Genomic DNA, 17,933 nt, shown 5'->3' on the forward strand with positions numbered 1-17,933 from the left:
TGCCGCCGTCGATCAGAGACCCTCGACGTTGGAAGTCGCGCAGTTCGACACGTCGAGCGCCTGCAGGTACACGCGGCCGCACGCGCCCGAGGGCGCGTTGCCGGTGATGATGGCGAGGCCGTTGGCGTCGGCCCGGGCCGTCCGAAGCAGAGTCGCGGTGCCGTTCAGGCCCAGGCGCGTGCCCGCACACGGGCCGGTGGGGATGGCGACCGAGCCGGTGCCGAAGGCGTAGATGAACGCGACGTTGGCCCCCGGCGCGGCGCCGTCCGCGGTCAGGGTGATCGTCCCGGGGCAGAGTCCGTCGATGGCGAGCGAAAAACCGCCGCCTGTGGAGCCGTAGCCCTCGAGGATCGTGACCATGTCCGTAAATCCGCCAGGCGGCAGGCTGACGATTGTCGCGATGTCGATGACCTCATCACCGGTGAAGTCGCCAAAGAGCGACGAGCTAGCCGAGTACCCCGCGCCGTAGCGCTGGGGCGATTGAAGCGTTCCGTCGCCGTTGCCCAGGTAAATCGAAATGTCCCCGGGTGCGTTGGCGGTGAGCACGAGATCCATGTTGCCATCGCCGTCGATGTCGGCGGCGTCGCAGTTGGACGCGATGCGATAGGCGCTTTCACGTCCGGTCGGGCCGGGATAGATGACGGGAAATCCGAAGTCGCCGTCGCCGTAACCGGGCATCAGGGAGACTTGAGTCGTGCCAAAGGAGGGCTGGGGCAGCAGCGTACACAGATCGAGGTGCCCGTCGCCGTTGAAGTCGGCCACGTCAAACCTGGAGGCCTGCTCGCCCTGCGTGATTACCGGATCAAACGTGAAGTCTCCGCGGCCGGGCCAGTTGGTGATACCCAGCGCCGTGTTCGAGAGCAGATCGGGATGGGTGTCGTGATCGAGATCGACCACCTTGAGGCCGTTTGGAATCGACGACTGAATCTTCTGCATGAACGTGAACGACGTGCCGCTGCCGTTGCCGCGGAAGATGTAGATGCCCGAACTCGGTCCCGGGTCAGTCAGGACTACGTCGCGGATGGTGTCGTGATTCAGATCGACCGCATCGAGTTCGCCGGCTTGCGAAGCGCCCACGGGCGTGATCACGCCGGGCAAGAACGTCCCGTCGCCGCGATTGAGCGACACCGCGAAGTTGTACGGCGGCGAACTGCGATCCGGGCCGAACACCATGTCGGGGTACTCGTCGTTGTTCATGTCACGCAGCAGCACGGAGCCGGGGTTCATCGGCGGCTGGTAGGTCGTGGCCGGCGCGAAGGTGCCGTCGCCGTTGTTTCGAAGGATGAACGCCTGCGAATCGACGCTGACGATGTCCAGATCGCCGTCGCGATCGATGTCGGCCTCGTCGATGTTGTGCGTGAGCGTGCCGATGCGGTACTGGGGCAGTCTGGTCAACACTCCATTGCCGGTGTTCTCGTGCACCGTCAGGACCGTCGAGTCGTTGGCGACGGTGACGACTTCCGTATCGCCGTCGCCGTCGGCGTCGAATCCGACCGCGTCACTCGTCCACTTGGCCGCCCGGTAGGTGACGGAGGGCAGGAAGTTACCGGTGCGATCATTGAGGAGCAGATCAAAGCCGTCATACGAGCGGCCGGAGGGGTTGGCGGCGATGAGATCGGGCCAGCCATCGTCGTTCACATCTGCGGCGTTGAGCGAGACAACCGTCCACGACCAGTCGCCCATGGGGTAGGTGGTGAAGGGTCCGAAGACGCCCTGGCCGTCGTTGCGCCGAACGGTCACAATACCGCGATTCGGGCTGCCGTTAGTGGCCGTAGTCGCAACGAGGTCGGGATCGCCGTCGCGATCGACGTCGACCAGCGCAACGCGCGAATTGGCGTACTGGGTATCGTTGGCGTGCAGATAGAAGACGGGCGCGCCGAAGTTGCCCGCGCCGTCGTTGAGGAGGATCGCGTTTCCGGTGGCGTTCTGACGCCCGACGAGCAGGTCGAGATCATCATCGCCGTCGATGTCGGCGGCAGCGACGCGCTGAACGTTGGCGCCGACCATGGTGGTGCGCGGCGCCGCAAAGCCGGTCTGGTTGCCCGACTGCCGGTTGTGGACCATCAGCGAGACGGTCGAGCCGTTGCCATAGAAGTCGCCATCCGCCGTGACGATGTCAGGAAAGCCGTCGCCGGTGAAGTCGGCCACGACGAGGCCGATCGGGCCCGGCCCGCTGGTCACCAGCCGGTAGGGGTTGGCGAAGGTGCCGTTGGCGTTGCCGTGCCACCAGTAGACCTTTCGCGCCTGACTGAAGTCGCTCGGCACGGTTGCAATCGCGTCCACATGGCCGTCGCCGTCGATGTCATGGAGCACGAGGTCGGCCAGGTCATCGCCGTACGGTACGTCGTTGCGCGAAGCCAACTCGAAGACGCCGCCGCCCTGGTTGAGCATGACGACGAGGCCCGGTTGACCGTAGTACTCGTTGGCCACGACCACATCCAAGTCGGTGTCGCCGTCGAGGTCGGCGTAATCAATCGCGACCGGTGCGAAATAGGGGAACGCGCCGCTCGCGTAGGCGCGCCACGCCGAATCGACGAGGTCAGCGCCTCCTTGAGGCTGGGCGAGGGCCGCCGTCGCGGCCAGGCCTGCGGCGAAGCCGGTGATTCGTGCGGCAATGCTTGAATTCCTTCGACTCACGGTTCACTCCTTCCGAAGTTGGCCAGCGGTGAGCACCACTCGCCTCGGTGATCAAAATTTCTGCCAGTTGTCTCAAGTCGGGCCCACTCGCGGCTTGCCGGGCAGCCGTTGGGCCTGTTGCCTCACGAAATGCAATGGCGGTGCCATGGGGGTAGCGGCATGAGCAAACCGCTGAAACAGGCGAGAACCGGGGAAACCGCCCCGATGCGCCGGGGGTCTGGGCGCGTGCCCAGCCTCTGCGCCGGCCGCGCGAAACTGGGTAAGCAGGCAACTCGCTTCAGGTGTGAGAACAGCGCCGCGACGCGATCCGGCGCGATTTCCGCAGGAAGTTTGGATAAATTCGCTTCCGTCGGCGGTTATGTTGAGGTATTCTATCGGCGTCTCTTGGTCGCCCGCGCTCGCGGTGCGGCTGGAGCTTGCGTCACTGTGCCCAAGTCACCTGGTCTTTGGAAAGCGAGAAGAAGATGAAACGATTGGTGTGTGTCGGCGCTGCGGCCGCCGCCTTGTCGGCCCCGGCGCTGGCAGGCGAAATCGACGGCGACCTGCGGAAGATCCTGCTCGAAGCGCGCGATAATGAAGTGATCTCGACGCTGGTCTACCTCTCCGACCAGGTCAATATCGCGCAAATGAACCACGATTTCAATCGCCAGAACCTGCCTCTGAGCGAGCGGCATCGTCTGGTCGTTACCACGCTCCATGAAAAGGCGGCCAACACGCAGGGAGCGCTGCTCGCCCACCTGACCGCACTCAAGGACGCCGGTCGCATCGCTGACTACCAGTCCTATTGGATCTCCAATGTCATTCGCGTTGACGCCACGCGAGGCGAAATCGTCCGTCTCGCCGGCCGCGGCGATGTGCTTCGTGTTTATTTCAATTACCCGATCGAACTGGTCGCCCCCGTCGGCGAACCGATTGAAGTTGAGCAGGGCGGAAACGGCGGCCTTGACAACCCCGAGCCCGGTCTTGTTGCCATTCGCGCTCCGGAAGTCTGGACCGAGTTCGGCGTCATGGGCAATGGCGTGCTCACTTCAACTCTCGACACCGGCGTGGACGGTAATCACCCGGCGCTGGCCAGCCGCTGGGCGGGCGTGGCCGACTCGCGCTACGCCGGCCACCCCGAGTGGGCGTGGTTCGATCCGGTGACCAACACGACCTTCCCGACGGCATTCGGCAGCCACGGCACCCACACCATGGGCACAGTGTGCGGAGGCGCGCCCGGCGATGAAGTCGGCGTGGCCCCCGGCGCTACGTGGATCCACGCGGCGGTCATCGATCGCGTGAGCATTCAGCGCACCGTCGCCGATTCGCTGCTCGCATTCGAGTGGTTGATCGATCCGGATGGCGATCCGAATACCAACTGGGACGTTCCTGCCGTGTGCTCGAACTCATGGGGACTGGTGACCGGCCACGGCTACCAGCCCTGCGATCAGACCTTCTGGACGCACCTGGACGCCTGCGAAGCCGCGGGCACGCTCATCACTTTCTCGGCCGGAAACGAGGGATCTTCTGGTCTGCGGCGCCCTGCCGATCGCGCGACCGACGACTACCGCACCTTTGCGGTGGCGGCGGTGGACGGCAACCAGCAGGGCTGGCCGATCGCGTCGTTCTCCTCGCGCGGGCCGACGAACTGCACGCCCAACGGCCAGCCGGCGATCAAGCCGGACATCTCCGCGCCGGGCGTCAATGTGCGATCCGCCATGCCGGGTAATTCGTACGGCCTGCTCAGCGGAACGTCGATGGCTTCGCCGCACATCAACGGCGTGGTCTGCCTCATGCGCGAAGTCAATCCGGATCTGCCCGTCGATGACATCAAGCAGATCATCTTCGACACCGCCGTCGATCTCGGCACCCAGGGCGAGGACAACAGCTACGGCTGGGGCATGGTTGATGCGTACGAAGCCGTCGTCGCGGCCATGACCGGCGACATCCCGATGCGACTGGTGACGTCGCGGTTTGTCTCCGGCGTGAACGGCGACGCGGAAGTGTTCCGCGCCACGCCCGGCGCGACGGTCGTGTTCGTGTACAGCACCCAGGGCGCCGGCAGCACCTATGTGCCGCAACTGGATGTCACGCTCGATCTCGCCCAGCCGCGCCAGGCCGGCATTCGCACCGCGGATCAGGATGGCTACGCCCTGCTCCGCAAGCGCATTCCGTCGAACACCGTGGGCGTGCGCGTGTACATGCAGGCGTGCGAGTTCCAGCGCAAGTCAAACGTCACCGATCAGGTGATTGAGTAATACCGCGCTTCGGCGCGCAGCGTCCCCAAGTCGCACCGCGGGCCAGTCGGCCCGCGGTGTGGCTTGAGCGGCATCTAACTCTTTTTGCCCTTCGTGGCTTGAAAGGCGGGGAACAATGAAGCGACTCCTCCTCATGGGAACTGCGGCAGCGATCCTGGCGACGCCGGTCCTGGCCGGTGAAATCGACCCTGACTTGCGGCGGATCATCCTCAAGACACCCGACAACGAGGTGCTCTCTACGCTGGTCTTCCTCAACGACCAGGTCAACATCGCGCAGATGAACACAGCAATGAACCAGGCGAAAGTCAATCTGCGCGAGCGGCACCGGCTCGTCGTCACTTCGCTGCAGGAAAAGGCCGGCCTGACGCAAGGCGACCTCGTCGAGCATCTGACGGACCTGAAGGACGCCGGACGCATTTCCGACTTCCACCCCTACTGGCTCTCCAACGCGATCCGCGTTGACGCCACACGCAGCGAGATTGTGCAACTGGCCGGTCGTCAGGATGTGCTCCGCATCTACTTCAACTATCCGATTGAAACCGTCGCGCCGATGGGGGCGCCCGTCGCCGTCGAGCAAGGCGGCAACGGCGGGCTCGACAATCCCGAGCCCGGTCTCGTCGCCATTCGCGCTCCGGAAGTCTGGACCGAGTTCGGCGTCATGGGCAATGGCGTGCTCACCTCGACGCTGGATACCGGCGTTGACGGCAACCACCCCGCGCTAGCCAGCCGCTGGGCAGGCGTGGCCGACTCGCGCTACGCCGGCCACCCCGAGTGGGCGTGGTTCGATCCGGTGACCAACACCACCTTCCCGACCGCATTCGGCAGCCACGGCACCCACACCATGGGCACGGTGTGCGGCGGCGCACCGGGCGATGAAATCGGCGTCGCTCCGGGCGCCACCTGGATCCACGCGGCCGTCATCGACCGCGTGAGCATCCAGCGCACCGTTGCCGATGCGCTGCTCGCCTTCGAGTGGCTCGTCGATCCGGATGGCGACCCGAACACGAACTGGGACGTCCCGGCGGTCTGCTCCAACTCGTGGCGCCTCGTCACGGGCCACGGCTATCCGCCGTGCGATGAAACGTTCTGGACGCACCTGGATGCCTGTGAAGCCGCCGGCACGCTCATCACCTTCTCGGCCGGCAACGAAGGCTTCTCGGGGCTCGGCCGCCCGTCCGATCGCGCGACCGACGAGTATCGCACTTTTGCGGTGGCCGCAGTAGACGCCAACCAGCAGGGCTGGCCCATTGCGGGCTTCTCCTCGCGCGGGCCGACGAACTGCACGCCCAACGGCCAGCCGGCGATCAAGCCGGACATCTCCGGCCCGGGCGTCAACGTCCGTTCCGCTCTGCCGGGCAACTCCTACGGCAACCTCAGCGGCACCTCGATGGCCTCTCCGCACATCAACGGCGTGGTCTGCCTGATGCGCGAAGTCAACCCCGATCTGTCGGTTGATGACATCAAGCAGATCATCTATGACACCGCGTTCGACCTCGGCGATCCGGGCGAAGACAACAACTACGGCTACGGCATGGTGGATGCGTACGAAGCGGTCGTCGCCGCCATCAGTGGCGATATCCCGATGCGGCTTCGCGCGGCTTCGTGGACGGCCGGCGTCGAGACGGATCTCGAAGTCTTCCGCGCCACGCCCGGCAGCCACGTCGCGTTCGTCTACAGCATTCAGGGAACGGGCAGCACCTACGTGCCCCAGCTGGATGTGACGCTCGATCTCGCCTCGCCGCGCCTCGCCGGCATTGAAACCGCCGACCAGGACGGCTACGCGCTGCACCACATGCTCGTTCCCTTCGGCTCCGAAGGCACGCACGTGTGGATGCAGGCCGCCGAATTCCAGCGCAAATCCAACGTCGTCGATCAGCCCGTCGAGTACCGCCTGACGCTCGAAGTGTCGCGCTGGCTCGCCGGCGTGCGCGGAGACGCGGAGGTCTTCGGCGCCACTCCCGGCGCCACGGTCGCCTTCCTGGCCAGTTTCGACGGCACGGGCAGCACCTTCATCCCGCAATTCAACGTGACAGTTGACCTGCTCAACCCCGTCACGGCGGGCACGCGCGTCGCCGACCAGAACGGCTACGCGCTGTTGCGCCAGCTGATCCCGATCGAACTGCAGGGGCGGCATGTCTGGATGCAGGCCGTCGAGCAGCGGAGCAAGTCCAATCTCGTCGAGCAGGACATCGAGTAGCCAGCTCGCTCGAAGAGCACGTCAATCGAGTTCAGAATCAGCCCCGCGGGCCCTCGCCCGCGGGGCTGTTCCTTTTCCGCGACCGGCGCGGCGGCAACCCCACGGCTTCCAGCTTCGCGAAAGTTCTTGCCGGAGCCGCTCGCGCCGGAGCGCCACTAAATGGATATAATTGTCCCTATTCGAGTCGCCAAGCCGACTCGTTCAAGTGCGTGGATCATGACCTCGTCGACTCCTCTTTGCAACCCAGCGCGCCGGTCAGTCCTCGACCGCGTGCGTCGAACCACCCAAAGGCACCCAGCGAATGACCACAGTTGTTGCGCACTCTGCTTATCGACCCGCGACCTATCCGACTCACCCGCGCGGCTCCAACGCCCGCGTCCTGCTCACCAGCGTGTTCGGTCCCTACGCCCGGGATGATGAATACGGCAGCCGATCGCTGAATCCGATGGAGCTGTATCACAATCAGGTCACGCGCGTGCAGCGGGCCTTCTCGCTGCGCATGTTCCATCGGTCCTGGGGATTGATGCTCATTCAGAGCAACATCACCGCCCCCTGCACGCTGCTGGACTTTCCGACGCTCGATCGGCTCATCGAAGAGCTGCGCACCGAGCCTTACGACATCATCGGCATCGGAGCGATCATTCCGAATCTGTCCAAGGTGCGCCACATGTGCGAGATCATCCGCCGGCACCAGCCGCAGGCGACGCTCGTGATCGGCGGCCACGTGGCGAACTACCCAGACCTCGACCGCCTTGTCGACGCCGACCACATCGTGCGCGGCGAGGGGGTTGAGTGGATGCGCCGCTATCTTGGCGAAGACACCGCCGCGCCGATCAGGCATCCGCGCATCTCCTCGGGGATTGGCTCACGCACGATGGGAGTCGCCATGCGCGAGAAGCAGGGCGACGTGGCGGCCGTGCTCCTGCCCTCCGTCGGCTGCCCCATGGGGTGCAACTTCTGCGCCACTTCAGCCATGTTCGGCGGCAAAGGCGCGTGCATCCACTTCTACGAAACCGGCGATGAACTCTTCGACGTCATGTGCGGCCTTGAAGCAGACATGAAAGTGCGATCCTTCTTCGTGATGGACGAAAACTTTCTGCTGCATCGCAAGCGGGCCCTGCGACTACTCGAACTGATGCAGCAGCACCACAAGGCCTGGTCGCTGTACATCTTCGCTTCGGCCAATGTGCTTCGCGCCTACTCGATCGAGCAGATCGTCGCGCTGGGAATCTCGTGGGTCTGGATGGGCCTGGAGGGCAAGGATGCGGCCTACACCAAGCTGCGCGACGCCGACACCCGCACGCTGGTGCGGACCCTGCAGTCGCACGGCATCCGCGTACTCGGCTCGAGCATCATCGGCATGGAGAATCACACGCTCGACAACATCGATGACGCGATCGATTACGCGGTCGAGCACGACACGGAGTTTCACCAGTTCATGCTCTACACGCCGATCCCCGGCACACCGCTCTACAAAGAGCACCAGCAGGCCGGCACAATGCTGCCGCCCGATGAGTACGTCGAGTCGGACATCCATGGGCAGTTGATGTTCAACTTCCGGCACCCGCACATCCCGCGCGGCGAAGAGGGCCGGCTGATCCTCCGCGCGTTCCAGCGCGACTTCGAAGTCAACGGGCCCAGCGTCGTTCGCATCGCACGAACCGTGCTTCAGGGCTGGAAGCGCTACAAGAACCACCCGGATCGGCGCATCCGCTCGCGCTTCGCCTGGGAAGCGCGCGACTTGGCGGTGACGTACGCCGGGGCGCTCTGGGCCGCCCGAGAGCACTTCAGGCACGCCAACGCCGCGCTATCGGCCCGCATCGCGCACAGTCTTGACGAGATCAAGAAGGAGTTCGGCTGGAAGGCTCGACTCGCAGCGCCGCTGGTCGGCCGCTACCTGCTGAAGATGCTCGCTCGCGAAGAACAGCGGCTGGCCAACCATTGGACCTATGAACCGCCGACGTTCTACGAACACAACGCGCACGTGCGCCTCGGCGCCGCGACCTGATCGGCCGCGTCGACGCGTCAGATCTGATCAAGGATGGGCAGGTACTGCTCGCCCCGCCGCGTCGGGAGGTAGATGCTGCCCGGCGGCGGGCCGTCCAGCAGTTCCCGCGCGATCAGGTCGGCGCGGGACAGGTCCTTGAGCGCAATCGAAACAGCCCGGTCGGTGGCCGTGTCCAGTGCCTGTGCGACCTGCGTAAATCGCGCGGGCCCTGGGCCGATGACAAACAGCGCGGGCATCGACCACTTGCGCAGCGCGATCTCGGTCGCGTCCGTCCGCTGCATGGCCCACTCGAGCCGGCCGCACGCCGGCGCGAGGCGCTCGCCGCGCCGCGTGAGGATGTACTCGGGCCGAAGGGGGTGGCCGTAGCCCGGATTGCGCCGGATCCAGCCGAGATCGATGAGTTCATCGAGCGCCTGCCGCACGGATCCGGCATTGGCCCCGAGCGCATGGACGAGTGAAACGAACTTGGCGCCCTGGGCGCGGTCCAGTTCAGCCATGATGGGGCACGCCCAGCGGCGTCGAAACAGGGCCATGAGACGATCGAGGCGGTCCATCGCAGTGAGATTCCCCGAGATTAACAGGCCAGGCGCGACCAGAAGGGCCGCAAACCACCGCAGCACCGTCCGGCGCTGCAGGCGGGGCGAGGGCGTGTCGCGCAACTGATTCATCGCCGCCGCCCCCCCCACTTGACATAGAAAGTATAGTGGCTATATTCCGTGAATCAACCGCCGGCCCGCCGGCCCAAACCAATGGAGAACCCATGCCATCACCCATCGAATACAACGGCGGACTCACGATCTCCAGCAGCGTCACCAACCTGAAGAAGTCCATCGACTGGTACACCAGCGTCCTCGGCTTCACGCACCTCTACACCGTCGAGGAGATCGGCTGGTGCGAACTCCAGACGCCCGTCGAGGGCGGCCGCGTCAACCTCGGCCTCTCGCAGGTCGAAAAAGTCACGCCCGGCGGCCCCACGCCGACGTTTGGCGTGAAAGACATCGATAAGGCCCGCGCCACACTCGAATCGAAGAGGGTCCGCTTTGACGGGCCCACGCGCGAGTACCCCGGCATGGTGCGCCTCGCGACGTTCTACGACCCGGACGGCAACTCGCTCATGCTCTACCAGTCGCTCGGGCAGGAGTGACGTGCAGGCATCGGCCCCGATGAGCGGCTGAATGAGCCGAATGCCTCCGACACATGAAACATCCGGGGACGCTGGGCGGTTTAACCCAGCGTAGCCGTCAACGCACCCGGAGAATCTCATGTTCACGATGCTTGCGCTCGCAGCCGCACTCACTCCGCCGCAGATCGATTCACCCCTGCTCGCGGCGATCCAGCAGACCACGCTCGCCATCCCCGGCAGCGGCTTTGGCCAGCCCGGACCGGGTTCGTCCATCATTGCGCGGGTCGGCGGTCAGCGCCTCACCATTCCCTCGACGGCTGATGCGATCGTCTCATGGGACGACCAGAAGATCGTTCTCGCCGTGGATGAGTTCGCGCGGAGCGGTTCGATCCGCGTCCGCACGCCAGAAGGAATCAGCCCGCCCAGCCGGATCGACGTGTTCTCCTACGACTGGTTCGACATCCCGCCCACGCCCGGCACCAACGGTGCGCCGCTGTCGATCGAGGCGGACGGGCAGGGCCAGGTCTGGGTGAACCAGGAGTTCCATCTCGAGTTCCAGCATCTCGACCCCGGCGCTGGCGTCGTCACCGGGCTGGCGATTCCCAAGCCGCCCAACCCGGGCCCGTTCGCCACCACACTCTTTGGAGATCACCGCACCCAAACCAGCGTGCTCGGCGAAGATGTGCTGGTGGATCCGCAGGGACGCATCTGGTTCACGCAGGGCGGCGGCTCGCTCTACAGCGGCGCGTACCCCAATCACAGTCGCGTGGTCTGCTTCGACCCGCACGCGCCCGGCGGCAGCGAGTGGCGCGTCTACAACATGCCCGGCGACTGGAACGAGATCATCGGCCTGGCGTGGGATGAGCCGCGCGGCCGCATGTGGGTCGCGCAGGGCAGCCTCGAGACCGGGCCAATCCTCGCCAGTTTTGACCCTGAGCGCATCCCCTTCGACAACCACTTCGACTTCAGCACCTCACTGCTGCATCAGATCTGCGAGCAGGGTGAGCCGACGGACGACTGCTATCGCGTGTATCGCCTGCCGCCCGGCTCCAAGCACCCCGCACACATGGTGGTTGACGATCACGGCCTGGTCTGGTACACCGCGTACTGGGGCAATCGCATCGGTGTGCTGCACCCCGAATCGGGCCGCATCATCGAATACCCCCTGCCCGAGCCCATCGGCTTGGGCGATCCGGTGTGGGTGGTCGGCTCAGGCCCGTGGCAGATGGTCGAGGCGCCAAACGGCGACATTATCTTCTGCGAGTTCTTCGACAGCACGATTGATCGCTTCATCGCCAGCCGGGTGCTCGATCCCGCGTGCCAGTCGCTCAACGGCGAGGGCCGCAACCCCTGCATTGTCGAGTGGGTGGTGCCCGGCGCCGATCTGCGCAACCAGCGCGTGCATTCGATCGCCTATGACCTCGAGGGCAGGCTGTGGTTCACACAGTCCGCCGTGGCGGAGGGAGATACTTCGCTGGGTTTCATCACGGCCGACTGGCAGACCTGCGTGCGCCTTCCGGATCTGAACGCGTTCCCCGCGCGCACGTACGCGGATGCCGCGGGCATCTCCGTCGATCCGACCACCGGCGACATCTACTTCTGCGAGTTCAAGCGCCAGCGCATCGGGCGGCTGCACAAGATGGAGTGACCAGGCGCGGACGCTGCAACACAGCCTACTTGTCCGGCTGGTCGCACTGCTGGCGAATGCGATCATGCATTGTCGCGAATCCGGCAATATGACCATAGTGGGATTGCCACTCGTCGAGCATCTGCAGGCTCTCTTCGCGTGTGATGCGTTTGCACTCGCGCAATGTGCGCGTGACCACAAGCCCCAGGGCGCCGTGATCGCGATCGGAGTGCCGCATCGATGCTTCGAAAAACTGCCGCAGCCGGTCCGCGGATGAATCGATGATGCCGGCCACGGCCTGCGGATCGCGCCGATTCCACTCGCTCAGCCAGTTGACAGCGCCGCATTGATCCAGAGCCGTCAAGGAATCATCATGCAGCGCGCTGAGCATCTGCGTTCCGACGACTTCGGGTGGGTAGAGCATCGGCACGAGCATGCGCCCGGCATCCGTCACCTGCAGTGCGTCAAGTCGATCGCTCAATGCGGCGGCAACCTGGAGGTACTTCGGATCCTGGCTTCGTTCGGCCAATGCGGCGACGATGTACACCAGGCTCAGGCACAACGAGTCGTTCGCCTCCTGGGCGAACGCGACGATCTGCTCCGCGTGATCGGGGACGTCTGTTATCTGCTTCAGCGCGCGATCGTAGCCGCTGTCGTCAAACGAGCCGAAGAGCGCCGGCTTGAGCCACTCGGGCGGATCTGCAAAGCCCGATTCAACGGGCACAGGAGGGGACGCGGGAGTCGCCGTCGTTGCTCCGCCTCCGGCCGAGGGATCACTCGTTCGCTCTTGCGACTCGGATTTACCACACGAGCACAGGCACACCAGCACGCCTGCAAGCGCCAGATTCACGAAACTGTTGCGCAACGCCGGACCTCCGGAGTGATCGAGGCAAGCATAGGCGCCGCTGGCCCACCCGCTAAGGGCCGCCAATGTATTGCACGCTGTGACTCTTGATCAAACAAACGACCGACCCCCCCGGCTCGATGTGCAGTGCCGCGGCGCTGCGACGGCTGATTTCGACAATCAGCGGCGCGCCGATGTCCACATCCACCAGCATGCGGCGTTCGTGCTCGGTGCAGCGCAACACCATGCCGCGCACCTGGTTGAGGATCGACACGCCGCTGACGGGTTGAGCCGCCAGCGCGATATCCCAGGGACGAATCGAGATCGACACGCTCTCCCCGACTTGCGCCGGGCACAGAGGCGCAAAGAGCCGCCCTGCCGCGCCCGTGTGCCCGCCCGCCCCGATCTGGAGCACCGAGACGCCGTCTTCGGCCTTGTGCTCAAGCACCCGCGCGGCCAGCACGTTGTTCATCCCGCGATCGTGCACGAGTGCGAGCACGGCGTCGCGGTGCACGATCTCGCCGTAGCGGCCGCAGCCCACGGATCGGCCGCGCTCGAGCACGAGAATCTCTTCGGTCAGTTGCAGGATCTCCGTCAAGTCGTGACTGACGTACAGCATCGGCACGTTCAGTTCATCGCGCACCCGGCGCAGGTACGGGATGATCTGCCGCCGCAGGCGCAGGTCGAGCGAAGCGAGCGGCTCATCAAGCAGCAGCAATTGCGGCGCGCTGAGCAGCGCCCGGCCCAGGGCGATGCGCTGGCGCTCGCCGCCGGAAAGATCGTTGATGCGCCGATCCAGCAGCGGCGCCAGTTCGAGCAGTGCAACGATGCGGTCGAGTTCTTCCCGACCGTGTCCCTTGGCGCCGTAGAGGAGATTGCCCTTCACCGAGTAGTGCGGAAACAGCCGGTGCTCCTGAAACACCACCCCGATGCGCCGGCGGTGCGTCGGGACGTTGATATGGCGTGCATCGTCGAACAAGGGCTGCTCGCGCAGGACAATCGAGCCGCGATGGGGCCGGGCCAGTCCGGCGATGAGATGGATGAGCGTCGACTTCCCCGCGCCTGAAGGCCCGAAGACGCCCAGCACCGGCCCCGTTGCCTCGAACTGGACATCCAGCGTGAACGTGCCGCGCGCAATTTGGACGGTTGCGGTGATCACGATGCCAGGCCAATGCGCCGCGACAGCCAACGGGCGCTGAGTTCGGACGCCACGAGCGCGGCCAGCGAGATGGCAATGGAAATGCACACGAGGCGGAGCGCCGGCCCGTCGCCGCCGGGCGTCTGCGTGTAGGTGTAGATCGCGCTGGGCAGCGTGCGCGTCATCCCCTCGATGTTGCCCGCAAAGGTGATGGTCGCGCCGAATTCGCCAAGGCTGCGCGCAAAGGCGAGCACCATCCCCGTAAGCACGCCGGGCAGCGCCAGCGGCAGGGTGATGGTGAGAAAGACCCGCCACGGGCTGGCGCCGAGCGTCCGCGCCGCCTGTTCGAGCCGACGATCGACGAGTTCCATCGCCAGTCGCACGGCGCGCACGAGCAGCGGAAAGCCCATGAAGGCCGAGGCGATCGCCGCCGCCTTCCAGGTGAAGGCGATCTCGATCCCCCACGTGTCGTAGAAGAACCCGCCCAACCAGCCGTGGCGCCCGAGCGACAGCAGCAGCACGTAGCCGACCACCACCGGCGGCAGCACGAGCGGCAGATGGATGATGGCGTCAATCAGCGCCTTGCCGGGAAACTGCTTGCGGGCCAGCAGCGCTGCGCACGCGATGCCGGGCAGCAGCATGATGAGCATGCTCCACAGCGCCACCTGCAGCGAGAGCGACAAGGCCGACCATTCCGCGCTGCTCATCCGCCACCATCCTGCGGCTCGCCCAGCACGCGAAAGCCCGCCTCCCGGAAAGCCTCGATCATCTCGGGCGACTCCAGAAACTCGATGAAATCCATGGCCCGGGCGGAGTCGCCGCACTGCGCGATCGGATACACGATCGGCTCGTGCAACTCCGCGGGAAAGCGCCCGATGACCTTGACGTTGGCGCTGGCGATCGCGTCGGTGAAGTAGACGATGCCGGCATCCGCCTCTGACATCTCGACGAGGCGCAGCGCCGCCCGCACATCCTGCGCCGGGATGACCCGCGGCTGCAGCGTCTCCCACCAGCCCAGCGCGATGAGCGCCTGCTTTGCATAGCGCCCGGCCGGGACGTGGTCGGGATCGCCGACGGCGATGCGCTCGATCTGCGGCAACCGCTCCGCGAAGTCAAAGTCGCTCGACATCTCCACAGGCACAGCCTCACTGTTCACAGGCGCGATCATGACCAGATCATTGGCCAGCAGATCACGGCGGGTGCTTTCCTGAATTGCGCCGGCCGCAGCCAGCTCGTCCATCCACTTCACATCGGCGGACAGATAGACGTCGGCCGGCGAGCCGGCCCTGATCTGCCGCGCGAGATTCGAGGATGAATCGAAACTGAAGACGACGCGGATACCCGTCGCGTCCTCGAATCGCCGCCCCGCGTGGCGCATCACGTCGGTGGTGCTGGCAGCCGCGAAGACCGTCACCGCCGGCGGGCCCGGAGCCGAGCGCGAACACGCAGCGCCGGCAAGGGCGGCAAGGAGCAGGATGACGGCGGGAATCCGCATAGATGCCGCCGTGATTATCGACGAACCGCCACAACCGGGCAAACGCGCTATTTCCGGCGAGACCGCCGCCACCTGCCACGCCGCCTCGATGCCTTGCGCCTTGACGCCTTGATGCCTCGATGCCTCGACCCCCGCCTTGATGCCCTCTCGCTCTCTCCTATCCTCATCCTCTACTGCGTAACGGAGCGAAACCATGGCCGGCGAGAAGGTGGTACTGGCGTTTTCAGGCGGGCTCGACACGAGCTTCTGCGTTCCCTGGCTGAGAGAAAGGGGCTACGAAGTCAGCACGCTCTTCGTCGACACAGGCGGCACGAGCGAGAAGGAACGTGCCTACATCGAGAAGCGCAGCAAGGACGTCGGCGCGGCGGATCACATCACCGTCGACGCCGCGCAGGATCTGTGGGACGAATTCGTCGTGCCGCTCGTGCAGTTCGGCGGCTCGTACCAGGACCAGTACCCCATGCTCTGCTCGGATCGCTACGTCATCGTGCGCAAGAGCCTCGAACACTGCCGGGCCATCGGCACGAAGAACTTCGCGCACGGCTGCACGGGCATGGGCAACGATCAGGTCCGCTTCGACCAGACCGTGCGCTCCCTGGGCGATTTCAACATCCTCTCGCCGATCCGCGACATCCAGCACGAGCACAAGCAGGTGCGCGCCTTCGAGCAGGCCTACCTCAGGGAGCGCGGCATCGAAGTGCGCACGAGTACGAGCAAGTACTCGATCAATGAGAACGTGCTCGGCGTGACCATCAGTGGATCGGAAATCGATCGCTACGACGCCCCCGATGACGACACGTGGAAGATGTGCGCTCACCCGAGCACCTGGCCCCGCGAGCGGCTGCGGGTGCGCATCGGTTTTGACAGGGGAGTGCCGGTGAGCGTGGACGGCGAGAAGATGAGCGGGCCGAAGATGCTCGGCCGCCTGAACAAGATCTTCGGCGCCTACGGCGTCGGCCGGCACATCTACTCCAGCGACACGACCATCGGCCTCAAGGCCCGCATCGTGTTCGAATGCCCCGGCATCGAAGCGCTCATGCACGCGCATCGCGGCCTCGAAGAGGCAATCCACACGTCCTGGCAGGCGAACTTCAAGCGACAGGCGGCGGACTGGTGGGTGCAGCTCGTCTACAAGGGATTCTTCTACGAACCGCTCAAATCCGATCTCGAAGCGGCCTTGGCCAGTTCGCAGCGATTCGTCACCGGCGAGGTCACGCTGGAGACGCACGGCGGCTCGCTCTGTGCTGTCAAGGTCGATTCGAAGCACGTGCTCGAACGCCCAGGCGCTTCCTATGCGCAGAGTGCCGACTGGACCGTCACCGAAGCCGTTGGATTCATCAAACTGTTCGGCCAGAGTTCGACGATCTCGGCGCTGATCAACCCGATCCACAAGTTGTAACCGGCCCCTGCAATTCGTTCAGCCCCGACCCGAAGACTCTGCGCAGGGGAGCGAGCGAATTGCCCGGCAGATGCGCGACATGACTTCGCCCCTTCTCAACTCGGCGCTGGATCTGCTGGGCGACCTCGTCGCGGTGAACACGACCAATCCGCCGCGCGATTCGCAGCGGGCCGGCCAAGCGCTGGCGATTGCCCGCGCCGCGCTCGACGAGAGCGGCTTCACGTGCGAAATGATGGATTTCGGCGAGGGGTGCCTGGCGCTGCTGGCGATCCGCGGCACGCCGCGCGTGCTCTTCAACAACCATCTCGACACGGTTCCCGTTGCGGAGGGCTGGAGCGGCGAGCCATTCCAATTGCGATTCGCGGATGATCAGGCCGTCGGCTTGGGCGCGTGCGATGTCAAGGGCGCGGCGGCGTGCTGGCTGGCTGCGGCCCGGGCAACCGATGCCGACGCGGCCATGCTCTTCACGACCGATGAAGAAGCCGGCCAGAGCGTGTGCGTTCGATCGTTCATCAAGGCCCGACGCGATCTGCTCAATTCATTCGATGCTGCGATCGTTGCTGAACCGACCGGCTGCCGGGCCGTGATGGCGCACCGCGGTTTGGCGACGGCTTCGGGCGTTTTTCTCGGCACGCCGGGTCACGGCTCGGCGGCCCGCGCGCTGCGCGACAGCGCCATCCACGAGGCCTGCCGCTGGGCCGCGTCTGCCATCGAGCACGCCCGCGGCTGGGAAGGCGCATCATTCGGCCCGCTCAACGGGGTGCGCTTCAACATCGGCACGTTCGAAGGCGGCGTGAAGGCGAACATGATCGCCGCCGAGGCCCGCGTCCGTTTCGGATTGCGCCCTCTGCCGGGCCAATCGAGCGATGACCTGATCCGCGCCTTTCAGGAGCGGGCGCTCGACGCCGGGCGCGTCCGCTGGAGCACGGGCTTTTCGGGTCCGTCGCTTCCGGCCGCGCCGGCTGATGTGGGGCAGGCCGTGGCAAAGGCGCAAGCGCTGGCGGAGCGCTTCGGCCTGCCGCCGGGCGAGCCGGTGGACTTCTGGTCGGAGGCGTCGCTGTTTTCCGAGGCGGGGTTGCCAAGCCTGGTCTTCGGCCCCGGCGACATCGCCCAGGCTCACCGGCCCGACGAGTCCATCCCGCTGGCCGACCTGCAAAGCGCCGCCGCGACCTATGCGCGGCTTCTATCATCCTGACTCGTTGGATTCAAAGTTTGCTTGCCCTCCGGT

The 17,933-nt window shown here is 65.4% G+C and carries 13 protein-coding genes; 7 read left to right on the forward strand and 6 right to left on the reverse strand.

Going from position 1 to position 17,933, the window contains the following annotated elements; translation table 11 throughout:
- Window positions 1–12: 12 nt before the first annotated feature.
- Window positions 13–2,637, reverse strand: coding sequence for a VCBS repeat-containing protein (locus tag IT430_13685; GenBank protein MCC6908990.1), 2,625 nt, complete (start codon window positions 2,635–2,637; stop codon window positions 13–15).
- Between the two features lie 464 nt (window positions 2,638–3,101).
- On the opposite strand from IT430_13685, the gene IT430_13690 reads away from it, so the two are divergent.
- From IT430_13690 to IT430_13700, 3 genes are all read left to right on the forward strand, one after another.
- Entirely contained in the window at window positions 3,102–4,874 is a 1,773-nt protein-coding gene (locus IT430_13690; GenBank protein ID MCC6908991.1) for a S8 family serine peptidase, read from the forward strand.
- A 115-nt stretch (window positions 4,875–4,989) separates the two neighbouring features.
- Window positions 4,990–7,071 (forward strand): S8 family serine peptidase, encoded by a 2,082-nt coding sequence (locus tag IT430_13695; protein MCC6908992.1) that lies wholly within the window; start codon window positions 4,990–4,992, stop codon window positions 7,069–7,071.
- Window positions 7,072–7,372: 301 nt separating this feature from the next.
- Window positions 7,373–9,079 carry a cobalamin-dependent protein gene (locus IT430_13700; protein ID MCC6908993.1) on the forward strand — a complete coding sequence of 569 codons (1,707 nt, stop codon included), beginning with the start codon at window positions 7,373–7,375 and terminating at the stop codon, window positions 9,077–9,079.
- 17 nt (window positions 9,080–9,096) lie between these two features.
- Here IT430_13700 and IT430_13705 read toward each other — a convergent pair whose 3' ends face one another.
- The gene (locus tag IT430_13705) at window positions 9,097–9,747 is read right to left on the reverse strand and encodes a winged helix-turn-helix transcriptional regulator (GenBank protein ID MCC6908994.1); all 651 of its coding nucleotides are present in this window, start codon (window positions 9,745–9,747) and stop codon (window positions 9,097–9,099) included.
- Between the two features lie 92 nt (window positions 9,748–9,839).
- Here IT430_13705 and IT430_13710 point away from each other — a divergent pair, with 92 nt between their 5' ends.
- Both IT430_13710 and IT430_13715 read left to right on the forward strand, forming a co-directional pair.
- Complete coding sequence (locus IT430_13710; GenBank protein ID MCC6908995.1) at window positions 9,840–10,223, forward strand: VOC family protein; 384 nt, start codon at window positions 9,840–9,842, stop codon at window positions 10,221–10,223.
- A gap of 118 nt (window positions 10,224–10,341) precedes the next feature.
- Entirely contained in the window at window positions 10,342–11,850 is a 1,509-nt protein-coding gene (locus tag IT430_13715) for a hypothetical protein (GenBank protein ID MCC6908996.1), read from the forward strand.
- Between the two features lie 25 nt (window positions 11,851–11,875).
- On the opposite strand, the gene IT430_13720 is transcribed toward IT430_13715, so the two are convergent.
- From IT430_13720 to modA, 4 genes are all read right to left on the reverse strand, one after another.
- Entirely contained in the window at window positions 11,876–12,553 is a 678-nt protein-coding gene (locus IT430_13720) for a hypothetical protein (protein ID MCC6908997.1), read from the reverse strand.
- Window positions 12,554–12,746: 193 nt separating this feature from the next.
- Window positions 12,747–13,832, reverse strand: a complete 1,086-nt coding sequence (modC, locus tag IT430_13725; protein MCC6908998.1) for a molybdenum ABC transporter ATP-binding protein — start codon at window positions 13,830–13,832, stop codon at window positions 12,747–12,749.
- On the reverse strand, window positions 13,829–14,518 hold the full coding sequence (gene modB / locus IT430_13730) for a molybdate ABC transporter permease subunit (GenBank protein MCC6908999.1): 690 nt from the start codon (window positions 14,516–14,518) through the stop codon (window positions 13,829–13,831). The genes modC and modB overlap by 4 nt, the downstream gene beginning before the upstream one ends.
- The gene (gene modA, locus IT430_13735) at window positions 14,515–15,306 is read right to left on the reverse strand and encodes a molybdate ABC transporter substrate-binding protein (protein MCC6909000.1); all 792 of its coding nucleotides are present in this window, start codon (window positions 15,304–15,306) and stop codon (window positions 14,515–14,517) included. Before modA ends, modB begins: the two co-directional genes overlap by 4 nt.
- A 193-nt stretch (window positions 15,307–15,499) precedes the next feature.
- Here modA and argG point away from each other — a divergent pair, with 193 nt between their 5' ends.
- Complete coding sequence (gene argG, locus IT430_13740) at window positions 15,500–16,705, forward strand: argininosuccinate synthase (GenBank protein MCC6909001.1); 1,206 nt, start codon at window positions 15,500–15,502, stop codon at window positions 16,703–16,705.
- A gap of 79 nt (window positions 16,706–16,784) precedes the next feature.
- Window positions 16,785–17,900 carry an acetylornithine deacetylase gene (locus IT430_13745; GenBank protein ID MCC6909002.1) on the forward strand — a complete coding sequence of 372 codons (1,116 nt, stop codon included), beginning with the start codon at window positions 16,785–16,787 and terminating at the stop codon, window positions 17,898–17,900.
- The last annotated feature ends 33 nt before the right edge of the window (window positions 17,901–17,933 follow it).

Source organism: Phycisphaerales bacterium (assembly GCA_020852515.1).
Taxonomy (GTDB): domain Bacteria; phylum Planctomycetota; class Phycisphaerae; order Phycisphaerales; family UBA5793; genus UBA5793.